Origin of the sequence: Streptomyces coelicoflavus, assembly GCF_045041415.1 — a bacterium.
GTDB lineage: Bacteria > Actinomycetota > Actinomycetes > Streptomycetales > Streptomycetaceae > Streptomyces > Streptomyces coelicoflavus.
Window position 1 is genome coordinate 5,922,570 of sequence record NZ_CP108218.1, and the last position, 24,739, is coordinate 5,947,308.

A 24,739-nucleotide genomic window follows, 5' to 3' on the forward strand; every position below is an offset into this window, starting at 1 on the left:
GGATGGGCACCCCCGAGACCACCTCCGACACCACCTCCGACACCACCTCCGACAGCACCGTGGACGGCACCGCCGCCCCCGCACCCGTGCTCCGCCTGCGCGACATCGGCTGGACGGTCGGCGGCGCCACCATCGTCGACTCGGTCTCCCTCGACGTGCACGAGGGCGAGTTCCTCGCCTTCATCGGCCCCAACGGCGCCGGCAAGACCTCCCTGTTCAACCTGGTCAGCGGCATCAACCGGGCGTCCCGGGGCACGATCGAACTCGACGGCGCCGACATCACCGGCGAGGCCGCCTACGCCCGCGCCCGGCGGGGACTCGGGCGGACCTTCCAGACCTCCAGCCTCTGGCCCGGCATGACCGTCGCCGACCACGTGGAGCTGGCGGCCCAGGCCGCCGACGGCGGCTCGTACCGGGTCTGGCGCCGCGCCGACGGCTACCCGGAGCAGGTCGCCGAGGTACTGGCCCGCACCGAGCTGGCCCACCGCGCCGACACCCCCGCCGACGTCCTCTCCCACGGCGAGAAACGCAAGCTGGAACTCGCCGTGCTGCTCGTCGGCGAACCCCGGCTGATGCTCCTGGACGAGCCGATGGCGGGCGTGAGCGCCGAGGAGGTGCCCGCGCTGACCGCGCTGATCCGCTCCCTGCACCGCGACGAGCACCGCACCGTGCTCATGGTCGAGCACCACATGGACGTCCTGCTCGGCCTGGCCGACCGGCTCGCCGTCATGCACCACGGCACGCTGCTCGCCCTGGACACCCCGCAGGCCGTGATGGACGACGCCACCGTGCAACAGGCCTACCTCGGGGAGGGGTTGTGAACGCCAACGCCAACGCCACCGCCACCGCCACCGCCGCCCCGCCGCTGCTGACCGTGCGCGGCCTCAAGGTCGTCGTCGGCGGCCGGCACATCCTGCACGGCGTCGACCTCGACGTCGCGGCCCTCGGCACCACCGCCCTGCTGGGCCGCAACGGCGCCGGGAAGACCACCACCGTGCGCGGCATCCTCGGCCTCGTCCCGCGCACCGGCAGCGTGCGTCTGGACGGCGAGGAGACCGTGCACCTGGCCACCCACGCCCTGGTCCGCCGAGGCGTCGGCTACGCCCCCGAGGACCGCGGCGTCTTCGCGGCCCTGTCCGTCGCGGAGAACCTGCGCCTGGCCGAGCGGCCCGGGGCCGGCGAGCCCGCGTACGGCCTGGTGTACGAACTCTTCCCGGAACTGCGCACCCGCGCCCGCCAGGCGGCCGGCACCCTGTCCGGCGGCCAGCAGCAGATGGTCGCCATCGCCCGCACCCTCCTCAACGGCAACCGCCTGATCATCGCCGACGAACCCACCAAGGGGCTGGCGCCCAAGGTCGTCACCGAGGTCGCCCGGGTGCTGGAGCGGGCCGCCGAGACGGTCCCGGTGCTGCTGGTGGAGCAGAACCTCGCCGTGGTGCGGCGCCTCGCCCGGCACTGCGCCGTGATCGCGGACGGCCGCACCGCCCACCGCGGCCCCGCCGCCGGCCTGCTCGACGACCCGGACGCGGCCCGCCGGCTGCTCGGCGTCGGGCACGCGCACCCACACACGCAGCCACACACGCAGCCACACGCGCGCCCACCCGCGCACCCCGGAACCGTCCAGGACCAGGAGGCGGAAGCCTGATGTCCACCGTCGTTCTGCTCGTCCTCACCGGACTCGGCCTGGGCGCGCTGTACTTCCTGGTCGCCTCCGGCCTGTCGCTGATCTTCGGGCTGATGGACGTGCTCAACTTCGCGCACGGCGCCCTGATGTCCATCGGCGCCTACGGCACCTGGTGGGCCGCCTCCGGTCGTCTCCCCGGCGCCGGTTCCGGCGGCCTCGGCTTCGTCCTCGCGGTCGCCTTCGGCACGGCCGTGGGCACGGCCGCCGCCGTCGCCCTCGAACTCGCCGTCATCCGCCCGCTCTACACCCGTCCCCGCGAACAGATCCTCGCCACCGTCGGCGTGGGCCTCGCCGTGCCCGCGCTGCTCTCCGCGATCTGGGGCGCCGACGCCCGGCCCTTCCCCGCCCCCGACGCGCTGTCCGGCACGTTCCAACTGCTGGGTGCCCAGGTGCCGCTCAACCGGCTGGTGCTGATCGCCGCCGCCGTGGCCGTGCTCGCCGCGCTCAAGCTGTTCCTCGGCCGCACCCGGCACGGCCTCGTCGTCCGCGCGGGCGTCGAGGACCGCGCCATGGTCACCGCGCTCGGCACCGACGTACGCAAGGCGTTCACGCTGGTCTTCGCCATCGGCGGGGCAGCGGCCGCGCTCGGCGGCGCCATCGGCGGCCTCTACTTCGGCTCCGTCGACCCCGAACAGGGCACCTCGCTGCTGATCTTCGCGTTCGTGGTCGTCGTCATGGGAGGCATGGGCTCGCTCACCGGCGCCGCGCTGGCCTCCGTCGGGGTCGGGCTCGTCCAGCAGTTCGCCAACTACTACACCACCGACGGCCTCGGCGACCTCGCCGTCGTCGTGATGCTCGCCGCCCTGCTGCTCGTCCGGCCGCGTGGGCTGACCGGGAGGCTCGCATGACCACCGCCACCGAGCCGCGCGGCGACGTCCGCACGGCGGACCCCCACCTCGCCGGCCGCGCCGGGCCGCTGCGCCGCGCCACCCGCTGGTGGCCGGCCGCGCTGCTGGCGGTGCTGCTCGTCGCCCCCTACAGCGCGCTGCCGCTGCCCGGGCTCCTCGACGGGCCGATCGGCAGCCCCGGCAACCTCCAACTTCTCGCCCTGTGCCTGGTCTTCGGCGCCCTGGCCACCGGCTACGACCTGCTCCTGGGCCGCACCGGGCTGCTCTCCTTCGGCCACGCGCTCTACTTCGCCGCGGGCACCTACGTCACCAACACCGTGATGCTCGAGGCGGGCCTGCCGTTCGCCGCCTCCGCCGTGCTCGGCCTGCTCGCGGGCGTGGCGCTGGCCGCCCTCCTCGGCGCGGTCAGCCTGCGGGTGAGCGGCATCGGGTTCTCCATGGTCACCCTCGCCTTCGCCCAGGCGGGCTCCATCCTCGTCCAGCGCGACCCCGGCGGCGTCACCGGCGGCGAGGAGGGCAGGGCGGCCCCGGCGGACCGGCTGCCGGCCTCCCTCGTCGGCATCGACCACACCGCCAACCTCTACTGGATCGCCCTCGCCTACCTGGTCCTCGTGCTCGCCGTCGTCCACTGGGCGGTCCGCTCACCCACCGGCCGGGTCTGGGAGGGCATCAAGGAGAACGAGCGCCGGGTGGAGATGCTGGGGCTGCGCCCGTACGGCTTCAAACTGATCGCCTTCGTCCTGGCCGGGACCCTCGCCGCGCTCGGCGGCATCGTCTACCTGCTGCTCACCGGCGGCGCCACCCCGCAGACCACCACCTCCGACTTCACCCTCTCCCTGCTGGTCATGGTGGTGCTGGGCGGCTCCGGCACCCGCTGGGGCCCGATGCTCGGCGGCATCCTCTACACCTGGGCCGACCACCGGCTCGGCGACCTCGCGGGCTCCGGCGCCGTCGCCGGCCTGCCGGCCGTGCTGCGGGTGCCGCTGTCCCAGCCGCTGTTCCTGCTCGGGGCGCTGTTCGTCGCGGTGATATACCTGCTGCCCGGCGGCGTGGTCCGGCTGCCCCGGCGGCTGCGCGCCGCCCGCGCCAAGGCCCGCCGGCCGGAGGCGCCCGCCTCGTGAACCGGATCGTCAAGGCGCGACGGCCCGGCGCAGTCGGCCGCGTACGGCTCCGGCGCCCCGCCGTACCAGAAGCCGCGGTCCCCGGTGGCGCGTCGCCGCACGGCGTCGTCGCCGGGGGTCCGGCCCGGGTCCCTGTCGTCCAGTACCTCGCGGGCCGCCCCGCCGCGCCCGCGTCCCACCGCAAGGAGGCTCCCGCACCGTGAGTGACACCCCGACGCACGACATCCCGACGCACGACACGACGACGACCGGACCCGCCGCCGACGCTCCCGGCTTCCCGCCGTACGAGGAGCTGCGGGTGCCCGTGGCCGGCGGTGAACTGGCCGTACTGAGCTGGCCGGCCGCCGAGCCGGGCGCGCCGGTGGTGCTCGCGCTGCACGGCATCACCGCCAACGGCCTGATGTGGGCCCGCGTCGCCCACCACCTCGCCGGCCGGGTCACCCTGCTCGCACCCGACCTGCGCGGCCGGGGCGGCAGCGGCACCCTCCCCGGCCCGTACGGCATCGGGGCGCACGCCGACGACGTGGCCGCCGTGGTGCGGGCGCTGGACGCCGGTCCCGTCGTCCTCACCGGTCACTCCATGGGTGCCTTCGCCGCGGCCCTGACCGCCGTACGCCACCCGGACCTGCTCTCGGCGCTGCTGCTGGTGGACGGCGGAGTCGGCTTCCCCGTCCCCGCCGGGCTCAGCCCCGACGAGCTGATCAGCGCCGTGATCGGGCCGGCCATGCGGCGCCTGTCGATGACGTTCCCCGACCGGGCGGCCTACCGGGAGTTCTGGCAGCGCCATCCCGCCTTCGCCGGTGCCTGGTCGCCCTGGGCGGACGCCTACATCCAGCGCGACCTGGTCGGCGAGGAACCGGCGCTGCGCTCCTCGTGCCGGCTCGACGCCGTCCGCGTCGACGGCACCGACCAGCTCGGCGGCGCGGTCGCGGACGCCGTCCACCAGCTGCCCCGGCCGGCCGAACTGCTGTGGGCGGAACGCGGGCTGATGGACGAGGCGCAGGGCCTGTACGACGAGCGGCGGCTCGCCGCGGCCGGTGTCGACCGCACGCCGCTCAGGCCCACGCGCGTCCCCGGCACCAACCACTACACGATCGTCGTCGGCGATGAGGGCGCGCGCCTGGTGGCGGGGCGCCTGCTGGCGGCGGCGGGCGTCAGCTGAGGGACAGCAGCCGCAGACGCAGGGCCAGTTGCAGCTCCAGCGCGTGCTCCGGGCTGTTCCAGCCGGGGCCGAGGATCGCCTGGATGCGGTCCAGGCGCTGCACCACCGTGTTGATGTGCACGTGCAGCTCCTCCTTCGCCCGGGTCAGGCTCCCGCCGCAGCCGAAGTAGGCGGCCAGGGTCCGCACCAACTGGGTGCCGCGCCGCTCGTCGTACTCGAGGAGCGGTCCGAGGGTGGCGGCGACGAAGCCCTCCACGTCGTGGTCCTTGCCCAGCAGCACCCCGAGGAAGCCGAGTTCGCCCGCACTGCCCCCGGCTCCCCGGCGGCCGAGCACGTGCAGCGCCTGCAAGCAGCGCGCGGCCTCGGCGTGGGCGTCGGCCAGGGCGCGCGGACCGGCGGCGGGCCCGGCACCGGCCACCGTGACCGGGGCGCCGACCAGATGGGTCAGCTGCTCGGCCGCGGCCCGCGCCGCCCCGCCCGGCGCGGCGCCGCCGGCCGGGACCAGCATGACCGTACCGGCGTGTTCCGCGCTGACGCTGCCGGTGCCGAAGAGGTACTGCACGGCCGCCCCGGCCAGCCGTTCGCGGACGTCCGCGTCCGTCGAGGCGACCAGCACCAGGTGCGGGCGGTTCAGGTCGATGCCGAGGTTCCGGCCGCGGGCCACCAGGCCGGCGGGGTCGCGGTCGGGCGCGGTGAGCAGGTCGGTGATCAGGTCGCCGCGCACCCGGTTCTCGGTCTCGGCGACCGAGCGCCGCAGCAGCAGGAGCAGCGAGGTGACGACGCTGCTGCGCTCGAACAGCCGCCGGTCGGGGCCGTCCAGGTCCGGCCGCCCCGACAGCACCAGGCTGCCCAGCATCTCCTGCCCGGCCAGCGCCGCGCACACCCAGCGCCCGTCGTGGAGCACCGCGTGGGCGGTGGCACGCGAGTCCTCCGCGGCACGCACCACGGCGGCCGCCGCGCCGGCCGGGGCCGATCCGCCGCTCCCGTCGACGCCGGTCGCGTCGTGCGCCGAGCCCCCGCCGACCGCGCCCCCGCCGGCCCGGTCCGCCCCGCGCGCGGTCTCCGTGAGCGGCCACCCGCCCGCGTCGAACACCGTGACGTCGCCCTGGAGCAGGTCGGCGACGGCGGCGGCCACGTCGGCCACGTCGCCGCCGCGCAGCACCAGGTCGCTGAGCCGGTCGTGGGACTCCTCGGCCCGCTGCATGGCGGCCGAGCGCTCCCGGATCACGGCGTTGGCCTCCGCCAGCTCGGCCAGCGCGACCCGCGCGTCGGTCATGGCCTTCGCGGTGTCGATGGCGATCGCGGCGTGGTTGGCCAGCGAGCACAGCAGCGCCACCTCGTCCGGCGAGAAGGTCCGTGGCGTGCGGTCGGCGGCGAACAGGGCGCCGATCACCTTGCCGCCGCTGCCGGAGCCGAGGAGCAGGGGGACGCCGAGGATCGCGACCAGGCCCTCGTCCAGGACCCCCGCGTCGATGCTGTGCGTGTGGTGGAAGCGTTCGTCCGTACGGTAGTCCGGGGTGGCGTAGGGCCGGGCGGTCTGCGCGACCAGGCCGCCGAGCCCCTCGCCGAGCTGCAGCCGCAGGTTCTGGAACAGCACCGACACGGAGCCGTCGGTGACCCGCATGAAGGTGTCGCCCGCCTCCTCGTCGGGGAGCGTCAGGTACGCCGTGTCGGTGCCGAGCAGCATCCTGGCGCGGCGCACGATGGACCGCAGGACCGCGTCCAGGTCGCGCAGCGCCGCGAGGTCGCCCGCGGTGTCGAAGAGGGCGGTGAGCTCCGCCTCCCGGCGCTGGTGCTGGCGCAGGGCGCTGTGCACGCGCAGCGCCGCCTGGGTGGCCTGCTCGATCTCCGCCAGGTCGTCGGCGCCGGCGCCGACGCGTCGCGCCTCGGTGGCGACGGCGCCGAAGTCCTCGGCGGGGGCGCCGGCGGCGAGGAGTTCGAGCAGACGGCGCAGGTGGGCGGCGACGGACGTGTTCTTGGGCATGGGCGGACCATTGTGAGGAAGACGGGACACCGCCGCAAGGGCGACGGTGTGGGGAGGCACGACAGGAGGGGGACGGTAAGCCGCCCCCCTCCTCGCCGCCGCGCTCAGCGCCGGGTCACCTGGAGGCGGTTTCCTTCGGGCCGGCGGCCGGACGTGCCGCCGCCGCGGACCCGGCCGGTTCGACCGCGGCCAGGTCCGTGCCGCGGGTCTCCCGGGCGGCGACCACCGCGATCACGGTGACCACGGCGGACAGCCCGACGTACACCGAGATCGGCGTGGAGGAGCCGTAGGAGCCCAGCAGCGCCGTGGCGATCAGCGGGGCCGGGGCGCCGGCCGCGACCGAGGAGAGCTGGGCGCCGATGGAGGCGCCGGTGTACCGCATCCGGGTGGCGAACAGCTCGGAGAAGAACGCGGCCTGCGGGGCGTACATCGCGCTGTGGAAGACCAGTCCGACGGTGACCGCCAGCACCAGCGCCGGGAAGGACCTGGTGTCCAGCAGGCCGAAGAACGCCCAGGACCAGGCGCCCACACCGAGCGCGCCCACCAGGTAGACCGGCTTGCGGCCGACCCGGTCGGAGAGGGCGCCGAACAGCGGGATCAGGCAGAACTGCACGGCGGAGCCGATCAGCACCGCGTTGAGCGCCGGCTGCTTCTCGATGTCCAGGTGTGCCACGCAGTACGTCAGGACGAAGGCGGTGATCACGTAGTACGAGATGTTCTCCGCCATGCGGGCGCCCATCGCGACCAGGATGTCCCGCCAGTGGTCGCGGACGACGGCGACGAACGGCAACTGCTCGGCCTTCTGCTCCGCCTCGCGCTCCTTCGACTTCGCCAGCGCCTCCTTGAACAGCGGCGACTCGTCGACGGACAGCCGGATCCACATGCCGACCATGACCAGCACGCCGGAGAGCAGGAACGGCACCCGCCAGCCCCAGGAGTTGAACGCGTTGTCACTGAGCACCGTGGTCATCAGGGACAGGACGCCGACGGCCAGCAGGTTGCCCGCCGGTGCGCCGCCCTGCGGCCAGGACGCCCAGAAGCCGCGGCGCCGGGCGTCACCGTGCTCGGACACCAGGAGCACCGCGCCGCCCCATTCGCCGCCCAGCGCGAAGCCCTGGATCAGGCGGAGCGTGGTCAGCAGCAGCGGGGCGGCGACGCCCAGTGTGGCGTAGCCGGGGACGCAGCCGATCAGGGTGGTGGAACCGCCCATCATCAGCAGGCTGATCACCAGGAGCTTCTTGCGGCCGAGCCGGTCGCCGAAGTGGCCGAAGACGACGGCGCCGACCGGCCGGGCGGCGAAGCCGATGGCGTAGGTGAGGAAGGAGAGCAGGGTGCCGGTCAGCGGGTCGGACTCGGGGAAGAAGACCCGGCCGAAGACCAGGGCGGCGGCGGAGCCGTAGAGGAAGTAGTCGTACCACTCGATGGTGGTGCCGACGAGGCTGGCCGCGACGACCTTGCGGAGGTCGGCCGGCTTCTTCGGGCTGCCTGGATCGTTCACGGCGGTGTGAGCGCTGGCCATGTGTGTCACCGTCTCGGGGCGAGGAGGGTCGGATCCGCCGGGCTCGGGGGACGTCGGGGACGGTCGAGCGGGTCCGGGGGAGTGGGCGGTGGGGGGTGGGGACGAGCGGGGGACGAAGGCGGGTGCGGTGGGTGCCGCGGGGACCGGGGAATGGGGACAGGGGTCGTCAGTGGGCCGTCCAGCCGCCGTCCAGCGGGAGGGAGGACCCCGTGATGTAGCCGGTGTTCTCGGCGCACAGCCACAGGGCGGCCTCGGCGACCTCGGCCGGCTCGATCAGCCGCTTGATCGCGGTGCGGTCGAGGAAGACCCGCTCGACCACCTCACCCGCCGGGATGCCGTGGGCGAGCGCCTGGTCCGCGATCTGGTCCTCGACGAGCGGGGTGCGGACGTAGCCGGGGTTGAGGCAGTTGCTGGTGACACCGTGCGCGGCGCCCTCCAGCGCGACCACCTTGCTGAGCCCTTCGAGGGCGTGCTTGGCCATCACGTACGCCGACTTGTAGGCGCTGGCGCGCAGGCCGTGCACGGAGGAGATGTTGACGACCCGGCCCCACTCCCGCGCGTACATGTGCGGCAGGGTGCGGCGCAGGATCCGGAACGGCGCCTCCACCATCACCCGCTGGATCAGGGCGAAGCGGTCCATCGGGAACTCGTGGACGGGGGCGACGTGCTGGAGACCGGCGTTGTTGACCACGACGTCGGCGTCGTCCGGCAGCGCGTCCACGGCGTCCGGGTCGGAGAGGTCGGCCACGATCGCCGTACCGCCGGTCGCCGCGGCGACGTCCTTGGCGGCCTCGGCGGCCAGGTCCACGACGTAGACCTCGGCGCCCGCGGCGGCGAAGGCCAGGGCACAGGCCCGGCCGATCCCGCCGGCCGCCCCGGTGACCAGGGCCTTGCGTCCGGCCAGGAACCGGGGGGTGAGGGGATTCTCGGTGCTCTCCATGGCGGAACACCGTAGGAAGGATGGGAGCCCTCGGGCACGTGGGCCCGCCACACAATTCGGGCCGGGCACATGGTGCGTCCCACCATGGCGAGGTCTGACCCCTGTCCGGGCGGGCCCGCGCGGGGTTCTGCCACACCGTCCCCGCCGGCGCCATGGTCGCGACCACCACCGCGCCACCACCCTCCTGGCAGCCCTTGACATGTCGCGGTCAGTGACTCGGTCGTACGTTCCGCTCCCAGCAAGCCCGTACACCGGCGGGCCGGCGGGCCGGTCGTGTCCGCCGCCGCGTCCGCTCAGCACCCGCACCCCTCCCACCTCACCCCACACCCCTCACGGGAGTCACTCGATGCGCTTCCTCACCCCGCGCGGCGCCCTCGGACGTTGCGCCCTGGCCGCGGCGTTCGCCCTCGCCGCGGGTCTGACCACCCTCTCCCCGCTCGCCCGGCCCGCCGCCGCGGCCGACGGCCTCCAGCAGGTCACGGACTTCGGCCCCAACCCCGGCAACCTCGCCATGTACGAGTACGCGCCCGCCGACCTCCCCGCCGACGCGCCGCTGGTCGTGGCGATGCACGGCTGCACCCAGTCGGCGAGCGACTACCACTCCCACTCCGGCTGGCAAGAGTTCGCCGACCAGTGGGGCTTCGCGGTCGTCTATCCGCAGACGAGCGCGGCCAACAACAACCTGTCCTGCTTCAACTGGTTCGACCCCGCCGAGGACACCCGCGGCAGGGGCGAGGCCGCCTCGGTCGTGCAGATGGTCGAGCACGCGGCGGCGCGGTACGGCACCGACCGCGACCGCGTCTTCGTCACCGGTCTGTCCGCGGGCGGCGGCATGACGTCCAACCTGCTCGCGGCCTACCCCGACGTGTTCGCCGGCGGCGCGGTGAACTCCGGCCTGCCCGCGCAGTGCGCGACGAGCCTGGCCGCCGCCTCGGGCTGCCAGTACAGCGACCAGCGCCTCACCCCGGAACAGTGGGGCGACAAGGTCCGCGGCTCCTACCCCGGGTACACCGGCCCGTGGCCCCGGGTCGCGATCTGGCAGGGCACCGCCGACCGGACCGTCGCCCCCGTCAACGGCACCGAGCTGCGCGACCAGTGGACCGACGTCTGGGGCATCGGCCAGACCGCCTCCGGCACGCGGACCCTGCCCGGCGGCACCACGGAGACGACCTACGACGACTCCACCGGCCGCCCCGCCGTCGCCCTCTTCTCGGTCTCCGGCATGGCCCACGGCCTCGCGGTGAGCCCCGGCTCGGGCGCCGACCAGTGCGGAAGCACCGGCACGTACTACCTGAACCACATCTGCTCCAGCTACTACACCGGCAAGTTCTGGGGCCTGGACGCGGCCCCCGACGACGACGGCGGTGCCACCCTGCCCGCCCCGGCCGGACTCACCGTCACCGGAACCACCGACACCGGCGCGTCACTGTCCTGGAGCGCGGTGAACGGCGCCGCCTCGTACGCCGTCCACCGCGACGGCACCAGGGTCGGTTCCCCGACGGGCACGTCCTTCTCCGACACCGGCCTGAGCGCGGGCACCGCCTACCGCTACACGGTCGCCGCGATCGACTCCTCCGGCGCCGAGGGGGCGCGCTCGGGGGCGGTCACGGCGACGACCACGGGCGCCGCAGCCGAGTGCTACACGGCGACCAACTACCACCACGTCACCGCGGGCCGCGCCCACCGCAGCGGCGGCTACACCTACGCCAACGGCTCCAACCAGAACATGGGCCTGTACAACGTCTTCGTCACGCACACCCTGAAGGAGACGTCACCCGGGTACTTCGTGCTCGCGGACGGGGGCTGCTGACCCGCCGGGCCGAGGCGCTCTTCGTCCACCGAGCCGAGCCCTGCCGCCCGCCAGGAACCGGCAGGGCTCGACCCGGGCAGGACGGTCTGGGAGGAGTGCGAAACTGAGGTCGAGTCTGATGTACACCTGCTACATTCGTGACATGAGTGATCCGGTGATTGAATCCATGGCAGAGGTCCGAGGTCACCTCGCCGACGTCATCGACCGTGCCCGGCGGGAGGAAACCCCGACGATCATCACGCGGCGCGGAAAGCAGGAAGCCGTCGTGATCGACATCCAGGAGTACCAGCGGTTGCGCAGGATCGCCGAGGACACCGAAGAAGCCTGGCTCAACCGGCTGGCCGATGAAGCCGAGTCCGAGGGGCCGGAGGGGTCGGTCTCGCTGGAGGAGATGGCCGCCATGCTCCGCGCCGGGCAGGACTGACCGTATGGGGCACGTGACACGCTTCACGCCGCACGCACAGCGGGACATGCTCAAGATCCCGCGCCCGGATGCGCTGCGGATCCTGTACCGCCTCACCGAGTTGCAGAAGGCCATCGACTCGGGCGACACGGCCGCGTTCGACATCAAGGCCCTTCAGGGCCACAGTGCCCGGTGGCGGCTCAGAGTCGGCGACTGTCGTGTCGTCTACACCGTCGAGGACGGTCGGCTGATCGTGTGGGTCCTGGCCCTCGGTAATCGCCGCGACGTGTACCGACAGATCCCCTGAGGTGTCGCCTGACGAACCCGGCGGCTGCGTGAGGCCGGGGTGAGGTGACCGCAGCCCGCGCCTCATCGATGCCGGGCCGTGATGTTCTCCGAACCCGGTTCGGCAGCCGCCTGACTGTGGTGGCACCGTCGTAGACCCGCCCTTCAGGCGAACCCCGGCATCACCCGCTCCGCGATCAGCCGCAGCTGCGTGTCCACGTCCGCCGCCTCCGGCAGGTCCCGGCCCGTGAACGCCCGGACCAGGGCGCGGTCGGTGATCGCGCAGATCATGTGGTTGACGCCGCTGGGCGCGATGTCCCGTTCTCAGGGCGTGGTGGCAGCCGTCCGACAACTCCCCTGCCGTCTCGAAGGACTTGGAGCCCCGCATCGCGCCGAGCTTCAGCGGCAGGCGGTCCTGGACCGGGCGGGCGAAGGCGAACAGGCCGTCGTAGGAGAAGAATGCACCCTCGTGCGTGATCGCGCCCTCGTCGAGGAACGTGCGCATCACGTGCAGGGCTTCCTTCACGCGGGACAGCGGCCCGGTGCGGGCCCAGTCGATGCGGTACTGGGCCAGCAGGCCGAAGTTGCCGCTGGACAGGACGCCCTCGGCGCGGCCGCCCGAGAGCTCGTCGAGCGTGGCCAGGGCCTGGGCGATCAGGATCGGCTCGCGCAGCGTCACCGGGGAGACGCTGGGTCCGAGACGGATGAGATCCGTGCGGCCCGTCGTGGGGAACGGTGCGCTGCCTCTACCGAGGATGTGAGATCGCGCCGCGGCTGTCCGGAGAGCCTGAGTGTCGAAATTTTCGGAAGCTTGCTTCGTTCTTTCCGGCACCTCCTGTCGGATGCTTCTGTCATCGGTGTGGTGGTGTGGGGTGTGGGCGGAGTGAGCTGCAACTTCCGTTCTCGTGGGGCTTCTTGCGGCGTGGCGAAGGTTTCGAAACTTCTACCGAAACTGTTGACGCTCGACGAGTGCAGGCCAACACTGGCGCCGTTGTCCGCACCTCCGCAGGAGAGGACCCCCCATGAACCTGCTTGTGCAACCGAGACGCCGCAGACGAGGCCCCGTCACGTTTCTGATCAGGAGTGCGTGGGCCTTCGCGCTGGCCGCGCTCGTGGCGCTGACGCTGCCGGGCACCGCCCGGGCCGACACGGTCGTCACGACCAACCAGGAGGGCACCAACAACGGCTACTACTACTCGTTCTGGACCGACAGCCAGGGCACCGTCTCCATGAACATGGGGTCCGGCGGTCAGTACAGCACCTCGTGGCGCAACACCGGCAACTTCGTCGCCGGCAAGGGCTGGGCCAACGGCGGGCGCCGGACCGTGCAGTACTCGGGCACCTTCAACCCGTCCGGCAACGCCTACCTGGCGCTCTACGGGTGGACGTCCAACCCGCTCGTCGAGTACTACATCGTCGACAACTGGGGCACCTACCGGCCCACGGGCGAGTACAAGGGCACCGTCACCACCGACGGCGGCACCTACGACATCTACAAGACGACCCGCGTCAACAAGCCCTCCGTCGAAGGCACCCGCACCTTCGACCAGTACTGGAGCGTGCGGCAGTCGAAGCGGACCGGCGGCACCATCACCACCGGCAACCACTTCGACGCATGGGCGCGGGCCGGGATGCCGCTGGGCAACTTCAGCTACTACATGATCATGGCCACCGAGGGCTACCAGAGCAGCGGCAGCTCCAGCATCAACGTCGGCGGCACCGGCGGCGGTGGCGACGGCGGTGGTGGCGACAACGGGGGCGGTGGCGGTGGCGGGTGCACCGCGACGCTGTCCGCCGGGCAGAAGTGGGGCGACCGGTACAACCTCAACGTCTCCGTCAGCGGTGCCAGTGACTGGACGGTGACCATGAACGTGCCGTCCCCCGCGAAGGTCATGTCGACCTGGAACATCAACGCGAGCTATCCCAGCGCCCAGACCCTGACCGCCAGGTCGAACGGCAGCGGCGACAACTGGGGCGCCACCATCCAGGCCAACGGCAACTGGACCTGGCCCTCGGTCTCCTGCACCGCGGGCTGACCGCACCACCGCACGCTCAGAGAGGAGGAATCACTCGTATGCGTACCAGACCACGTGCGTCGTCACGCCCCCTGCGTTCCCTGCGCACCCTGGCCACCGGCGTCGCCGTCACCGCGCTCGCCGCCGCGGGCACCGTCGCGGCCGGTGCCGCGCCCGCCCAGGCCGCGGCCTGCAACGGCTACGTCGGGCTCACCTTCGACGACGGCCCCTCCGGAAACACCCAGTCCCTGCTCAACGCGCTCCGGCAGAACGGGCTGCGGGCCACCATGTTCAACCAGGGCCAGTACGCGGCCCAGAATCCCTCGCTGGTCCGGGCCCAGGTCGACGCCGGCATGTGGGTCGGCAACCACAGCTACACCCACCCGCACATGACCCAGCTCGGCCAGGCCCAGATGGACTCGGAGATCTCCCGGACCCAGCAGGCCATCGCGGGCGCCGGCGGCGGGACGCCCAAGCTGTTCCGGCCGCCGTACGGCGAGACCAACGCGACACTCCGGTCGGTCGAGGCCAAGTACGGGCTGACGGAGGTGATCTGGGACGTCGACTCGCAGGACTGGAACAACGCGAGTACCGACGCGATCGTGCAGGCCGTCTCGCGCCTCGGCAACGGCCAGGTCATCCTCATGCACGACTGGCCCGCCAACACCCTCGCCGCCATCCCGCGCATCGCGCAGACCCTGGCGGGCAAGGGGCTGTGCTCCGGCATGATCTCGCCGCAGACCGGCCGCGCGGTCGCCCCCGACGGCGGCAGCGGCGGCGGGGGAGGAGGGGGTGACGGTGGCGGCGGCAGCTGCACCGCGACGCTGTCCGCCGGGCAGCGGTGGGGCGACCGGTACAACCTCAACGTCTCCGTCAGCGGTGCCAGTGACTGGACGGTGACCATGAACGTGCCGTCCCCGGCGAAGGTCATGACCACCTGGAACGTCAACGCGAGTTACCCCAGCGCCCAGACCCTGACCGCCAGGTCGAACGGCAGCGGCGACAACTGGGGCGCCACCATCCAGGCCAACGGCAACTGGACCTGGCCGACCGTGTCGTGCAGCGCGGGCTGACCGGGCCGTGACCGGTCCGCACCCGTGACCGACTCCCACGGGTGCGGACCTCCGCGCGCTCACGTGTCCGGCGACGAGTCCAGCGAGCGCCCCGCGACCCGTGCCAGGTGCCGACCGAACACCTCGCGGGCCTCGGGCGTCAGGGTCCGCAGGGCCACCAGCGCCGTGATCACGACGTCGCACAGCTCGGCCTCCACGTCGTCCCAGGTGTGCGTGACGCCCTTGCGCGGGTTCTGGCCGGTCGCGCCGATCACCGCCTCGGCGACCTCGCCGACCTCCTCCGACAGCTTCAGCATGCGCAGCAGCAGGCCCTCCCTGCCGCCGACGGGCTGGTCCGCCTCCAGCCACTTCCACAGGGCGTCGACGGTGTTCCAGAGGTCGGCTCGCGCGCCGTCCGGGTGGTCGCTCATACGGAGCAGCGTGCCATGTGCCGCCCCGTCCCGGTGCGGTACGACGGCCTCCGCCGTCGGCCGTACCGCGGCCGTCAGTCGAACAGCGGCTCCTGCCGTCCCTCCGCCGCCCTGCGCAACCGCCTGTTCCGCGCCCCCACGACCACCGTCGTGGCCGCCGCCGTCGCCGCGAGGGCGGCGGGGACCATCCAGTTGCGGTTGACCGCGTGGCCGAGGGCGTGGTCGAGGGAGAGGCGGCCGGGGCCCGAGACCGCGAGGCCCGCGGCCGTCAGACCGAGGGACGCCGCGTACTCGTAGCCGCCGGCCTGGGCGAAGAAGCCGTTCGGGGCGTGCACCGCCGCGGCGCCGGCCATCGCGCCGACCGCCGCCGCACCCGCCGCCGGGGTCGCCAGGCCCAGGGCGAGCAGCATGCCGCCGCCCGCCTCCGCCAGGCCCGCCGCGGTGGCGCTGGTCCGGCCGGGCGCGTAGCCCATGGCCTCCATGGCCCGGCCGGTGCCCTCGATCCCGCCGCCGCCGAACCAGCCGAGCAGCTTCTGCGACCCGTGCGCGGCCAGGACGCCGCCGGTGCCCAGCCGGAGCAGCAGCAGGCCCAGATCACGCCGGTCGAAACACTTCACGTCGGCTCCCTCGTACGGTGCGGGCGGCTCACCGGTCCACCGTCACCCGTCGGCGGCGCGGGGGCCCGTCACGGGCGCCGTTCGGGTGGCGGGGGTACGGAGCCGGTGTGACGCTGCCGCCATGACCATTCAGACCACGCGACTCAGCGACCCGGCCGTCCGCGCCTTCGTCGCCGCCGTCAACGCCCACGACCGCGAGGCCTTCCTCGCGCTGCTCGCGCCGGACGCCACCATGGCCGACGACGGAGACGACCGGAACCTCGACCAGTGGATCGACCAGGAGATCTTCTCCTCCAACGGCCACATGGAGGTCGACAACGAGTCGAACGGCGGTCGCGCCCTCATCGCCCGCTACCGCAACGACACCTGGGGCGAGATGCGCACCCGCTGGGACTTCACCGTGGACGAGGACGGCCGGATCGCCCGCTTCGAGACCGGGCAGGCGTAACCGGGAAAAGAAAACGGTGCGGCAGCCGTTCCCGCCACCGGTGCGACCGGTGTGCCGGAACGGCTGCCGCCTCCCCCCCTCGGTATGGCCCATGGAGCGTGGTGGAAGTGTGGACCCCAACGCTTCAAGTGTGAAGTTCTGGTGAAGGAGATTTGAGCATACGTCCTCCACCGGCCGCAATACCGCGGACTCGGAAATTCCGATCGTGTGAAGAGATTCAGCCGCGCCCCATGTACGGCATCGCCGTCGCCATGACCGTCGCGAACTGCACGTTGGCCTCCAGCGGCAGGTCGGCCATGTGCCGCACCGTGCGCGCCACGTCGGCGACGTCCATCACGGGCTCGGGCGCCGTCTCCCCGTTGGCCTGGAGCGCGCCGGTCTGCATCCCGGCCGTCATGTCGGTCGCCGCGTTGCCGATGTCGATCTGGCCGACCGCGATGCCGTAGGGACGGCCGTCCAGCGACAGCGACTTGGTCAGACCCGTCAGCGCGTGCTTCGTCGCCGTGTACGCCACCGAGTGCGGGCGCGGCGTGTGCGCCGAGATCGAGCCGTTGTTGATGATCCGGCCGCCCCGCGGGGCCTGCTCCTTCATCTGCCGGTACGCCGCCTGCGCGCACAGGAACGCCCCGTTGAGGTTGGTGTCCACCACGTGCCGCCACGCCTCGTAGGGCAGCTCCTCGACCGGCACGCCGCCGGGGCCGAAGGTCCCCGCGTTGTTGAACAGCAGGTCCAGGCGCCCGAACCGGTCGCGCACGGCGCCGAACAGGGCCGCCACGTCCTCGGGGCGTGACACGTCGGCCCGGACGGTGAGCGCCGTGCCGGCGCCCGCGGGTGCCGCCGCGGCCGTCTCGGCCAGGGGCTCGGGGCGGCGGCCGGCCAGGGCCACCGACCAGCCGGCGGTGAGCAGTTCGACGGCGACCGCCCGGCCGATGCCGGACCCGGCGCCCGTGACGACGGCGACCTTCCGCGCGCCGTTGCTTTCCTCGTCGGTGCTTTCCCCGACGGTGGTTCTCACGGTGTTCATGACTCGGCAGCGTACGGGCCGCCGAACATGCGGAACTCATCCGTCCGACATGCGACCGCCATGTCCGCGCCAAGCCCGGGTTGTTCCCGGACCGTCGAATGCCCCTTGCAACCACCGTAAGGGGAGGAACGGATGACACCCGCGAACCACCAGGCCCCGACCTCGGCTCCGGCCCGGTCGCAGTCCTCGCACGCGCCCGAACTCCGCGCCGCCGCCCGCAGCCTGGGCCGCCGCCGCTTCCTGACCGTCACCGGCGCCGCCGCCGCGCTCGCTTTCTCCGTCAACCTGCCGGCCGCCGGCACCGCGAGCGCCGCCGAGCTGGACGCCGCGCGGCTGACCGCCGACCCCTTCACGCTCGGCGTCGCCTCGGGCGACCCGCAGCCCGACTCCGTACTGCTGTGGACGCGCCTGGCCCCGGTCCCGTACCAGGCCGACAGCGGACTGCCCGCCAAACGCGTCGAGGTGAGCTGGGAGCTGGCCCTGGACGAACGGTTCCGCCGCGTCGTCAGAAGGGGCCGGACCACCGCCCACCCCGAGTTCCACCACACCGTGCACGTCGAGGTCGGCCACCTCGCGCCGGGCCACGTCTACCACTACCGCTTCCGCGCCGGCCGCTACGTCAGTCCGGCAGGGCGGACCCGCACCGCCCCCGCGCAGCACAGCAGGGTCTCCGGCCTCACCTTCGGCGTCGTCTCCTGCCAGAAGTACGACCAGGGCTACTACACCGCGTACCAGCATCTCGCCCAGGAGGACGTGGACGTCGTCTTCCACCTCGGCGACTACCTCTACGAGTACGCCGTGAACGCCACCGGCGGCTCCCGCGCCTACCCCGCGGGCACCCTGCCCGCCCACTTCAACCACGAGACGGTGACCCTGGAGGACTACCGACTGCGGTACGCCCTCTACAAGTCCGACCCCGACCTGCGGGCCGCGCACGCCGCGCACCCCTTCGTCGTCACCTGGGACGACCACGAGACCGAGAACAACTACGCCGACGAGACGCCGGAGAACGGCGTCCCGCCGGAGGAGTTCCTCATCCGCAGGGCCGCCGCCTACCGCGCCTACTGGGAGAACATGCCGCTGCGGCGCCCGCAGCTGCCCGACGGTCCCGACCTGAAGCTCTACCGCCGCCTGCACTGGGGACGCCTCGCCCAGTTCGACGTGCTCGACACCCGGCAGTACCGCTCCAACCAGGCGTACGGCGACGGCTGGCAGTTCCCCGGGCCCGAGTCCGAAGACCCGGGGCGCACGCTCACCGGCGACGCCCAGGAGCGCTGGCTGATCAACGGCTGGCACCGGTCCAACGCCCTGTGGAACGTGGTGCCCCAGCAGGTCACCTTCTCCCAGCGGTACAACTCGACGAGCATGCCGTCCAAGGTCTCCATGGACTCCTGGGACGGCTACCCGGCCTCCCGCGAGCGGGTCCTGGCCGGCGCGCAGGCCGCCGGGATCGAGAACCTCATGGTCCTCACCGGCGACGTACACGTCTCCTACGGCTTCGACATCAAGCGCGACTTCGACGACCCGGACTCCCGGACCCTGGGCACGGAGATCGTCACCACGTCCGTCACCAGCGGCGGCAACGGCTCGGAGAAGCCGTCGAACTGGGACACCCTGATGGCCGCCAACCCGCACCTGAAGTTCTTCAACGGGCGGCGCGGCTACGCCACGGTGTCCCTGGGCCGCGAGTCGGCGCGCGCCGACTTCAAGACGGTGTCCCAGGTCAGCACCGAGGGCGCGCCGCTCACGACCGCCGGGTCCTTCGTGACCGAGGTGGGGGAGCCGGGGCTCAAGCCGGCGTGACGACCGGCTCCGCCGCCTCTCCCTGCTCGCCCTGCTCGCCCCGGTCTCCCGATTCTCCCGGGTAGCGGACGCCGACGCGGTCCCGGATCGCGTCGAGCGTCCGCATCACGGCGAGCGTGCCGTCGAGGGGGACCAGCGGCGACTCGGTCTCCCCGGCGCGCAGGGCCCGCATCACCTCCTCGGCCTCGTGCCGCAGGCTCTCGCGGGGCCCGTCCGCCGGGTCGGCCCGGAACTCCCGCGGGTCCCGGCCGTCCCGGTGCAGGACGAAGTGGTCCGGGAAGAAGAAGCCGTTCGGGACGTCGATACGGCCCTCGGAACCCGTGATCGACGCGGAGTTGGGGGTGCCGCCGGTGATGGAGCAGTGGACCGTCGCCAGGGCGCCGCCGTCGTAGGAGAGCAGTGCGCCCGTCTGGAGGTCGACGCCCTCCTCCGAGAGCACCGCGCGCGCCGCGATGTCCGACGGCTCACCGAGCAGCAGGTGCGCGAACGACACCGGGTACACGCCCAGGTCGAGGAGCGCGCCGCCACCCTGTGCGGGGTCCCGCAGCCGGTGCGCGGGCGGGAACGGGCCCGCGAGGCCGAAGTCCGCCTGGAGGCTGCGGACCTCGCCGATCGCGCCGTCCTCGACCAGCGCCTTCAGGCGCCGCACCAGCGGGTTGCAGTACATCCACATGGCTTCCATGAGGAAGACGCCGTTCTCGCGGGCGAGCGCGACCAGTTCCGCCGCCTCGCGCGCGTTCAGTGTGAACGGCTTCTCGCACAGCACGTTGCGGCCCGCCTCCAGACACAGACCGGCCGCGGTCCGGTGCGCCGAGTGCGGCGTCGCGACGTACACCACGTCGACGTCCTCGTCCCGCGCCAGCGTCTCCCAGCCGCCGTACGCCCGCGGTATGCCGAACCGCTCCGCGAACGTCCTCGCCGACGCCTCGGTCCGCGACGCGACCGCCACGACCTCCGCGTCCGGCAGATCGACCAGATCCGCCGTGAACCGCGCCGCCATCCCGCCGGTCGCGAGAATCCCCCAGCGCACCTTCTGCCCGGTCACCGCTGACACCCTGCCCCACCCTCGCTCAGGTTCGTTCAACTGCGTACGACCTGAGAGCATAGGCGGCGGATCTGTAGAAGAGGGAGGGGCACATGCCCGAGCGCGGGCCGTCCATACCGTCCGTACCGTCGTCCACACCACCCATGCCGCACCCGGCGCCGAAGGCCGGGGAGCCCGTCCGTCCGCTGCCCGCCGCCCGGCGTATCAGCCTGCTCGTCACCCTGATCCTCGGCAGCCTCACGGCCACGCCGCCGCTGGCGATGGACATGTACCTCCCCGCGCTCCCGGAGGTCACCCGCTCCCTGGGCGCGCCCGCCGCCACCGTCCAGCTCACGCTCACCGCCTGCCTGGCCGGCATGGCCCTCGGGCAGATCGTGGTCGGCCCGATGAGCGACAAGTGGGGACGCCGGCGCCCGCTGCTGGGCGGGCTGGCCGTCTACGTCGTCGCCACCGCCCTGTGCGCCGTCGCGCCGAACGTGGAACTCCTCGTCGCCTTCCGGCTGGTCCAGGGACTCGCGGGCGCCGCCGGAATCGTCATCGCCCGCGCCGTGGTGCGCGACCTGTACGACGGCGTGGCCATGGCCCGCTTCTTCTCCACCCTCATGCTGATCTCCGGCGTCGCGCCGGTCGTGGCACCGCTCATCGGCGGGCAGATCCTGCGCTTCACCGACTGGCGGGGCGTGTTCGTCGTCCTCGTGGTGGTGGGCGTGGTGCTCGGCGTCGTCGTGTGGGCCAGGCTGCCGGAGACGCTGCCCGTCGAGGAGCGACACGCGGGCGGTGCCGGCGACACCCTCCGCGCGATGCGCGGGCTGCTCGCCGACCGCGCCTTCACCGGGTACATGCTCGCGGGCGGCTTCGCCTTCGCCTCCCTGTTCGCCTACGTCGCGGCGTCGCCGTTCGTCGTCCAGGAGATCTACGGGGCCTCCGCGCAGACGTTCAGCCTGCTGTTCGGCCTCAACTCCGTCGGGCTCGTGGTGGTCGGGCAGATCAACGGCAAGATCCTGGTCGGGCGGGTCAGGCTGGACCGGGTGCTCGGCCTCGGCCTCGTCGTCGTGATCGCCGCCGCGACCGCGCTGCTGCTGATGTCGCTGGGGGTCTTCGGCGAGGTCGGGCTCGGGCCGGTCGCGGTCGCGCTGTTCGTGCTGATGTCCGCGATGGGCATCAGCCTGCCCAACACCCAGGCACTCGCCCTGATGCGGGTCAGGAAGTCCGCCGGCTCCGCCTCCGCGCTGCTCGGCACCTCCTCCTTCCTCATCGGTGCCGTCGCCTCCCCGCTGGTCGGGATCGCCGGGGAGGACACCGCCGTTCCGATGGCGGTGGTCCAGCTGGTGGCGGCGGTCGTGGCACTCGGCTTCCTCGTGACCATGTGCCGCGGGCAGGGAGCGGACAAGGCCATGGGCACGGGCACGGGCCAGGTCAAAGGCACAGGCAAGGGCACAGGCAAGGGCACAGGCAAGGGCACAGGCAAGGGAGCGGACAACTGAGCGCTCCGAGACTGCGTGGTGACACCCCGGAGCGGGCCGGGCTCGATCGCGAGGGGCTCCGCCGTGTCGTCGCCCAGGTGCACGACCTCACGGCCGGCGAACGCCCCTGGGCGGCGGGCGCCGTCGTGGCCGTCGGACGCGGGCCCGTGCTCGCCGTCGAGGAGGCGGCGGGCTGGGCCGTGCGCTACGCCTTCTACGACCCGCACAGCGATACGGGCGTGGAGCTGCCGGAGCGCGCCCGGGTGCCGATGACCGTCGACACGCCCTTCGACCTCGCCTCGCTGACGAAGCTGTTCACCGCGGTCGCCGCCGTGCAGCAGATCGAGCGGGGCACGCTCGGCATCGACGCGGAGGTGGGCGCCTACCTGCCGGACTTCCGCGCCGCGGCCGAGCACCGCGTCACCGTACGGCAGCTGCTCACCCACACCTCCGGGCTGCGGCCCGAACTCCCGCTGTACGACTGCGCCGACGACGAGGAACGGCTGCGTAGGCTGCGCGCGGAGCCGCCCGTGGGGGTGCCCGGCACGTACTGCTACTCCGACCTGAACATGCTGCTCCTCCAGCAGGTCCTGGAGCGCATCACCGGCCGTGGCCTCGACGTCCTGGTCCGCGACGGGATCACCCGGCCGCTGGGCATGGCGGCCACGCGCTTCGGACCGTGTCCCGGCGCGGCGGCCACCGAGGACCAGCGGCGGCCGTGGGCCAAGGTGGACCGCGGGATGCTGCGCGGCGTCGTCCACGACGAGAACGCGTGGGCGCTGGGCGGGGTGGCCGGACACGCGGGGCTGTTCTCGACGGCGCGGGACCTCGCGGTCTTCAGCCGGACCCTGCTCGCGGGCGGCTCCCACGGGCCGGCCCGCATCCTGGGCCCCGACTTCGTGGAGCTGCTCTTCACCGAACCGGGGCTCGGCTTCGTCATCGACCAGCCGTGGTTCATGGGCGAGCTGGCGGGGCGCGGGACGGCGGGCCACACCGGCTTCACCGGCACGATGCTGGTCCTCGACCGCGCGACCGAAACCTTCGCGATCCTCCTCGCCAACACGGTCCACCCCCGCCGCCGCCCCGCGTCCAACACCCCCCGAGCGACCCTGTGCACCGACGTGGCCAGATCGGTACGCGCCTGACGAAACTGCGGGCAGTCGTGCCGCTGGGGCGGCACGGGTGGGCGCACCGGCACCCCGTCGGCGCCGGGCTCGCGACCCACCCCCGCGCCCGCCCCCACGCCGGGCACCGGACGCAGCGCCGGGCCGCGCGGCCAACCCGCACCCACCCCCCGGGTGACCACACAACCACCACCCCACGGAGTGCCTCGTACAATCGCCGAGTGAACCACCCCGCCACCCCCGCCGACACCCTGCGAGCCACCCTCGCCGACCTCGTCGACGGGCTCCCGCCCCGGCAGGCCGCGCAGGCCGTGGAGCGGCTGATCGCCAACTACCGCGGGGACACCCCGACCGACGCCCCCATCCTCCGCGACCGCGCCGACGTCGTCGCCTACGCCGCGTACCGCATGCCCGCCACCTTCGCCGCGGTGCGCTCCGCGCTGGCCGAGTTCGCCGCGGCCGTGCCGGGCTGGGTGCCCGGCAGCCACGTGGACGTGGGCGGCGGGACCGGCGCCGCGACCTGGGCCGTCAGCGACACCTGGGACGGCACGCGTCCGGTCACCGTGCTCGACTGGGCCGAACCCGCCCTCGCCCTCGGCCGTGAGATCGCCGCGTCGCTCGACACCCTGCGCGACACCCGCTGGCAGCGCGCCCGGATCGGAGCGGCGCTCACCGTGGAGAGCGCCGACCTCGTCACGGTGTCCTACGTGCTCAACGAACTGACCGACACCGACCGCGCCGCCCTCGTCGACGCCGCCGCCGGGGCCGCGCGGGCCGTCGTGATCGTCGAGGCCGGCACCCCCGCCGGGTACGCCCGCGTCATCGAGGCCCGCGACCGGCTGATCGCCGCCGGGTTCCGGGTCGCCGCGCCCTGCCCGCACAGCGCCGCCTGCCCCATCGTGCCGGGCACGGACTGGTGCCACTTCGCGGCCCGCGTCAGCCGCTCCAGCCTCCACCGGCAGGTCAAGAGCGGTTCCCTCGCCTACGAGGACGAGAAGTTCAGCTACGTCGCCGCCACCCGGCTCCCCGTCGAACCCGCCCCGTCCCGCGTGGTCCGGCGTCCGCAGATCCGCAAGGGCCAGGTCCTGCTGGACCTGTGCGAGCCCGACGAGCGGATCGGCCGCCGGACGGTCACCAAGCGCCACGGCGACCTGTACAAGGCGGCCCGGGACGCGGCCTGGGGCGACCCCTGGCCGACCGAGGAGGGAACGTGACGTGCACCCTGCCCTGCGGATCGTGATCGCCGAGGACGACCTGCTGCTGCGCGAAGGACTCGCCCTGCTGCTGCGGGCCGAGGGGATGGACGTGGTGGCCACCGCGGACACCGCCGAATCGGTGCTCGACGCCATCGACGCGCACGAGCCCGACGTGGCCATCCTGGACGTCCGCATGCCGCCCACCCACACCGACGAGGGCGTCCGCGCCGCCGTGGAGGCCAGGCGGCGGCGCCCCGGACTCGCCGTGCTGGTGCTGTCCGCGTACGTGGAGCAGTCCTTCGCCACCGACCTGCTGACCGGCGGCGTCGGCGGCCTCGGGTATCTGCTCAAGGAGCGGGTCGGCCGGGTCGAGGAGTTCATGGACGCGCTCGGCCGGGTCGCGGGCGGCGGCACCGCCATCGACCCGGAGGTCGTCGCCCAGCTGTTCACCCGGACCCGTAAGGACACCCGGCTGGACAGGCTCAGTCCGCGGGAGCGGGAGGTCCTGGCCCTGATGGCCGAAGGGCTGGGCAACAGCGCCATCGCCGGGCGGCTCGTGGTCACCGACGGAGCGGTCCACAAGCACATCCGCAGCATCTTCGCCAAGCTCGACCTGTCCCCGGCCGACCGGGTCGACCGGCGGGTGGCGGCCGTACTGCACTACCTGGAGGACGCGCGGGCGCCGCGCCGCTGAGCGGTGGGTGGTCCGCGCCGCGGTCCGCCCACCGTCCGCGAGACGCCGCGTCTTGTCAACCTGGTAGCTTC

General features: G+C 73.2%; 23 protein-coding genes and 1 pseudogene. 16 read left to right on the plus strand and 8 right to left on the minus strand.

The window, feature by feature from the left end:
- Nucleotides 1-2: 2 nt before the first annotated feature.
- The 5 genes from OHA99_RS26445 (at nt 3) to OHA99_RS26465 (ending at nt 4,815) form a co-directional block, all read left to right on the plus strand.
- Complete coding sequence (locus OHA99_RS26445; protein WP_405698138.1) at nt 3-821, plus strand: ABC transporter ATP-binding protein; 819 nt, start codon at nt 3-5, stop codon at nt 819-821.
- On the plus strand, nt 818-1,645 hold the full coding sequence (locus tag OHA99_RS26450) for an ABC transporter ATP-binding protein (protein WP_405698140.1): 828 nt from the start codon (nt 818-820) through the stop codon (nt 1,643-1,645). The genes OHA99_RS26445 and OHA99_RS26450 overlap by 4 nt, the downstream gene beginning before the upstream one ends.
- A complete protein-coding gene (locus tag OHA99_RS26455; protein ID WP_345963548.1) occupies nt 1,645-2,532 on the plus strand; it encodes a branched-chain amino acid ABC transporter permease in 888 nt (295 codons plus the stop codon). Before OHA99_RS26450 ends, OHA99_RS26455 begins: the two co-directional genes overlap by 1 nt.
- Entirely contained in the window at nt 2,529-3,653 is a 1,125-nt protein-coding gene (locus tag OHA99_RS26460) for a branched-chain amino acid ABC transporter permease (protein WP_381584664.1), read from the plus strand. The genes OHA99_RS26455 and OHA99_RS26460 overlap by 4 nt, the downstream gene beginning before the upstream one ends.
- Before the next feature lie 223 nt (nt 3,654-3,876).
- Nucleotides 3,877-4,815, plus strand: coding sequence for an alpha/beta fold hydrolase (locus OHA99_RS26465; RefSeq protein WP_405699007.1), 939 nt, complete (start codon nt 3,877-3,879; stop codon nt 4,813-4,815).
- On the opposite strand, the gene OHA99_RS26470 is transcribed toward OHA99_RS26465, so the two are convergent.
- From OHA99_RS26470 to OHA99_RS26480, 3 genes are all read right to left on the minus strand, one after another.
- Entirely contained in the window at nt 4,808-6,799 is a 1,992-nt protein-coding gene (locus tag OHA99_RS26470; RefSeq protein WP_153180131.1) for a GAF domain-containing protein, read from the minus strand. The genes OHA99_RS26465 and OHA99_RS26470 overlap by 8 nt on opposite strands.
- 115 nt (nt 6,800-6,914) lie before the next feature.
- A complete protein-coding gene (locus tag OHA99_RS26475; protein ID WP_405698143.1) occupies nt 6,915-8,318 on the minus strand; it encodes an MFS transporter in 1,404 nt (467 codons plus the stop codon).
- Between the two features lie 166 nt (nt 8,319-8,484).
- Complete coding sequence (locus tag OHA99_RS26480) at nt 8,485-9,258, minus strand: 3-hydroxybutyrate dehydrogenase (RefSeq protein ID WP_164384983.1); 774 nt, start codon at nt 9,256-9,258, stop codon at nt 8,485-8,487.
- Between the two features lie 346 nt (nt 9,259-9,604).
- On the opposite strand from OHA99_RS26480, the gene OHA99_RS26485 reads away from it, so the two are divergent.
- From OHA99_RS26485 to OHA99_RS26495, 3 genes are all read left to right on the plus strand, one after another.
- Complete coding sequence (locus tag OHA99_RS26485; protein WP_405698144.1) at nt 9,605-11,068, plus strand: PHB depolymerase family esterase; 1,464 nt, start codon at nt 9,605-9,607, stop codon at nt 11,066-11,068.
- A 142-nt stretch (nt 11,069-11,210) separates the two neighbouring features.
- On the plus strand, nt 11,211-11,492 hold the full coding sequence (locus tag OHA99_RS26490) for a type II toxin-antitoxin system Phd/YefM family antitoxin (protein ID WP_405698146.1): 282 nt from the start codon (nt 11,211-11,213) through the stop codon (nt 11,490-11,492).
- Between the two features lie 4 nt (nt 11,493-11,496).
- Nucleotides 11,497-11,778 (plus strand): type II toxin-antitoxin system RelE/ParE family toxin, encoded by a 282-nt coding sequence (locus tag OHA99_RS26495; RefSeq protein ID WP_153180134.1) that lies wholly within the window; start codon nt 11,497-11,499, stop codon nt 11,776-11,778.
- 143 nt (nt 11,779-11,921) lie between these two features.
- Here OHA99_RS26495 and OHA99_RS26500 read toward each other — a convergent pair.
- Nucleotides 11,922-12,477: pseudogene (locus OHA99_RS26500) on the minus strand (LLM class flavin-dependent oxidoreductase); the annotation flags it as partial.
- A gap of 301 nt (nt 12,478-12,778) precedes the next feature.
- On the opposite strand from OHA99_RS26500, the gene OHA99_RS26505 reads away from it, so the two are divergent.
- Both OHA99_RS26505 and OHA99_RS26510 read left to right on the plus strand, forming a co-directional pair.
- Complete coding sequence (locus OHA99_RS26505; RefSeq protein WP_405698148.1) at nt 12,779-13,792, plus strand: glycoside hydrolase family 11 protein; 1,014 nt, start codon at nt 12,779-12,781, stop codon at nt 13,790-13,792.
- A gap of 38 nt (nt 13,793-13,830) precedes the next feature.
- Entirely contained in the window at nt 13,831-14,844 is a 1,014-nt protein-coding gene (locus OHA99_RS26510) for a polysaccharide deacetylase family protein (RefSeq protein ID WP_153180137.1), read from the plus strand.
- Nucleotides 14,845-14,903: 59 nt separating this feature from the next.
- On the opposite strand, the gene OHA99_RS26515 is transcribed toward OHA99_RS26510, so the two are convergent.
- A complete protein-coding gene (locus tag OHA99_RS26515) occupies nt 14,904-15,254 on the minus strand; it encodes a MazG-like family protein (protein WP_153180138.1) in 351 nt (116 codons plus the stop codon).
- Between the two features lie 74 nt (nt 15,255-15,328).
- Entirely contained in the window at nt 15,329-15,871 is a 543-nt protein-coding gene (locus OHA99_RS26520; protein WP_405698150.1) for a DoxX family protein, read from the minus strand.
- Between the two features lie 121 nt (nt 15,872-15,992).
- Here OHA99_RS26520 and OHA99_RS26525 point away from each other — a divergent pair, with 121 nt between their 5' ends.
- Nucleotides 15,993-16,319, plus strand: coding sequence for a nuclear transport factor 2 family protein (locus OHA99_RS26525; protein ID WP_007389745.1), 327 nt, complete (start codon nt 15,993-15,995; stop codon nt 16,317-16,319).
- 217 nt (nt 16,320-16,536) lie between these two features.
- On the opposite strand, the gene OHA99_RS26530 is transcribed toward OHA99_RS26525, so the two are convergent.
- Nucleotides 16,537-17,343 carry an SDR family oxidoreductase gene (locus tag OHA99_RS26530; protein WP_405698152.1) on the minus strand — a complete coding sequence of 269 codons (807 nt, stop codon included), beginning with the start codon at nt 17,341-17,343 and terminating at the stop codon, nt 16,537-16,539.
- A 132-nt stretch (nt 17,344-17,475) separates the two neighbouring features.
- Here OHA99_RS26530 and OHA99_RS26535 point away from each other — a divergent pair, with 132 nt between their 5' ends.
- The gene (locus OHA99_RS26535; RefSeq protein ID WP_153180140.1) at nt 17,476-19,146 is read left to right on the plus strand and encodes an alkaline phosphatase; all 1,671 of its coding nucleotides are present in this window, start codon (nt 17,476-17,478) and stop codon (nt 19,144-19,146) included.
- Here the strand turns inward: OHA99_RS26535 and OHA99_RS26540 are convergent.
- The gene (locus OHA99_RS26540) at nt 19,133-20,191 is read right to left on the minus strand and encodes a Gfo/Idh/MocA family protein (RefSeq protein WP_405698155.1); all 1,059 of its coding nucleotides are present in this window, start codon (nt 20,189-20,191) and stop codon (nt 19,133-19,135) included. The genes OHA99_RS26535 and OHA99_RS26540 overlap by 14 nt on opposite strands.
- 143 nt (nt 20,192-20,334) lie before the next feature.
- Here OHA99_RS26540 and OHA99_RS26545 point away from each other — a divergent pair, with 143 nt between their 5' ends.
- The 4 genes from OHA99_RS26545 to OHA99_RS26560 all read left to right on the plus strand — a co-directional run bounded on the left by OHA99_RS26545 (nt 20,335) and on the right by OHA99_RS26560 (nt 24,668).
- The gene (locus OHA99_RS26545) at nt 20,335-21,675 is read left to right on the plus strand and encodes a multidrug effflux MFS transporter (RefSeq protein ID WP_345963559.1); all 1,341 of its coding nucleotides are present in this window, start codon (nt 20,335-20,337) and stop codon (nt 21,673-21,675) included.
- 77 nt (nt 21,676-21,752) lie between these two features.
- Entirely contained in the window at nt 21,753-22,799 is a 1,047-nt protein-coding gene (locus tag OHA99_RS26550; RefSeq protein WP_153180143.1) for a serine hydrolase, read from the plus strand.
- A gap of 200 nt (nt 22,800-22,999) precedes the next feature.
- Nucleotides 23,000-23,992, plus strand: coding sequence for a small ribosomal subunit Rsm22 family protein (locus OHA99_RS26555; protein WP_153180144.1), 993 nt, complete (start codon nt 23,000-23,002; stop codon nt 23,990-23,992).
- A 13-nt stretch (nt 23,993-24,005) separates the two neighbouring features.
- A complete protein-coding gene (locus OHA99_RS26560) occupies nt 24,006-24,668 on the plus strand; it encodes a response regulator transcription factor (RefSeq protein WP_405699009.1) in 663 nt (220 codons plus the stop codon).
- The last annotated feature ends 71 nt before the right edge of the window (nt 24,669-24,739 follow it).